Here is a 1961-nt window from a genome sequence, read left to right on the forward strand (position 1 = left end):
CTTACGAGCTGGTGCGTGATTGCGGCGGCGATGTGACGGCCGGGGTGAGGGCGGCATGATCTTCGCCGTGGTGATCATGGTGAACCGTGCGGTCCTCGGCCATCGGGTGCTGACCGGCGTCTCGCGTCGGTATCTGACCGATCTGATCGTCGAACTCGCGGCCGCCTGGCAGGCAGTGGTCGAGGGCAGGCGGCATACGGTTCGCGGTGGTGCACGGCGCCGGGCCGCTGGTGCGGGCGCCAAACACCGGCTGGTGTTCACCGACCGGGTGGTCGCGACGCTGATCCACCTGCGGCACGATCTCCCGCACGCGGTCCTGGGCCTGCTGTTCGGGGTCGACCGCTCCACGATCACCCGGGCGGTCGCCGAGATACGCGCTCTGCTTGCGCGCCGCGGCTTCGCGGTGCCGGACCGGCCCGGAATCCGGCTGCGGACCCTGGCGGACGTCTTCGCCTACGCGCAAGCCGAAGGTGTCGTCCTGCGGCTGGACGCCACCGAGATCCAGGTCCGCCGCCCGGCCGGCCACCGTGGCGGGCGGAGGGCGTTCGTGTCCGGCAAGAAGAAGCAGAACACCATGAAGGCCACCGTCGTCGCCGACGAGGAGGGCCGCACCCTGTGGGCCGGTAACCTCCGCCCGGGACGTATGCACGACGCCACCGCCATCCGCGGCGAAGGCATCGACAACCTCTTCCGCCAGTTCCCCGACATCCAAGTCCTCCTCGATGACGGCTACTTGGGTCTTCGGCGGGATCACCCCGGCCAGGCCTTCACTCCGCCGCGGAAGGCGAACAAGATCTGCCCGCCGGAAGTCCACGAGGCCCGGGAGCGGGCCCGCCACCAGCACTCCTCTCAGCGCATCCCGGTCGAGCACGCCCTCGCCGACCACAAGCGATGGAAAGGCCTGACCCGCTGGACCCACCGCCGTGAGACACTCCCGGACACCTATCTTGCCGTCGCTGGCCTGGTCTCCGACCGCACCGCCACCGTCTGAACAACGCCCCGGCTCAGGCCGGCGCATCGCCGCCGCAATCACGCACCAGCTCGTTAACCGTCCGAGGACATGCGAGAGGCCCCGGCGGCGCGAGCCATACCGGGGCCGACGGGGAACGGACCTGCCAGGCCACCCCCAAGGCCTCCAGCTGCCCGAGCTGTTCCGGGCTGAGCTTGTCCCGCCGGGCCTTCTGGTTGTTGAGCCAGGACCCGAGGGACACCCCGCCCTCCTTGTGGGTGCGCGGCACCCGGACGTGCCCCTCACGCTCGACGAAGGCCGCGAGCCCCGCCAGGCCCTGGGCGAACCGGTCGGCGCGCGACACCTTCGGACCCAACCCCACGGAGACCACCTCAATGCTCACCTCCCCGCCGGGGCCGGTCACCACGATCTCCAGCGGCTCCTTGTGGGACCGGGGCACCTTGGCGTGGCCCCCGCGTTCGACGAAGGCGGCGAGGGCGGCCACGCCCTGCTGGAAGCGGTCCTCCCTCGACACCTTTGGCTTCGCGTCGGCGGCGGTCTTGGCGGCCACCAGCTCGCGGTCGGCCTCGATGCCGATCGCCGCCAGCAGGTCCCGCTGGTCCGCCTCCAGGCCGGGCCAGCCAGCCTGCTGTGCCGGTCGGCCATCGCTCGGTCCGTCCGTCGAGGGGCCGTCACAGAGTCGGCCCCTCGACGGAGGCGATCAGAGAATCGGCTCGCAGCCGATGGCCTTGCCCCCGGCGGCGAGGAACTTCCGTACCAGGTCGTCGTTGTCGGGGATCAGAGCAGGTCCTTCGTAGCCGCCGCTGAGACTGAAGAAGACGTCCTTGCCCTGGCAGGTGACGACGAGTGTCCCGCCGGCGACCCACCGAGCCCGCCCGGGCCCGGCCGGGTCCTTGCCGTCCTTCCGGGTCAGGGCGGTGGTCCGCGGATCGGTTGTGATCGCGAAGACCTTCGTCCGACCGTCGTGCGTCGGGTTCGTGCCGATTGTGCA

General features: G+C 70.9%; 3 protein-coding genes. 1 reads left to right on the forward strand and 2 read right to left on the reverse strand.

Annotation, left to right across the window (positions count from 1 at the left end):
- Window positions 1-76: 76 nt before the first annotated feature.
- Window positions 77-991 carry a transposase family protein gene (locus AB0D10_RS46220; protein WP_360269105.1) on the forward strand — a complete coding sequence of 305 codons (915 nt, stop codon included), beginning with the start codon at window positions 77-79 and terminating at the stop codon, window positions 989-991.
- Window positions 992-1004: 13 nt separating this feature from the next.
- Here AB0D10_RS46220 and AB0D10_RS46225 read toward each other — a convergent pair whose 3' ends face one another.
- Complete coding sequence (locus tag AB0D10_RS46225; RefSeq protein ID WP_360269099.1) at window positions 1005-1520, reverse strand: helicase associated domain-containing protein; 516 nt, start codon at window positions 1518-1520, stop codon at window positions 1005-1007.
- A 150-nt stretch (window positions 1521-1670) separates the two neighbouring features.
- Window positions 1671-1961 (reverse strand): hypothetical protein (locus AB0D10_RS46230; RefSeq protein WP_360269102.1); only part of this gene is annotated, 291 nt, incomplete at its 5' end.

The organism is Kitasatospora sp. NPDC048545 (assembly GCF_040651155.1).
Lineage (GTDB): Bacteria > Actinomycetota > Actinomycetes > Streptomycetales > Streptomycetaceae > Kitasatospora.

Excerpts from the sequence above, each read along its gene's own strand:
- AB0D10_RS46220 (WP_360269105.1), top strand. The coding sequence starts at position 77 with ATGGTGAACCGTGCGGTCCTCGGCCATCGGGTGCTGACCGGCGTCTCG.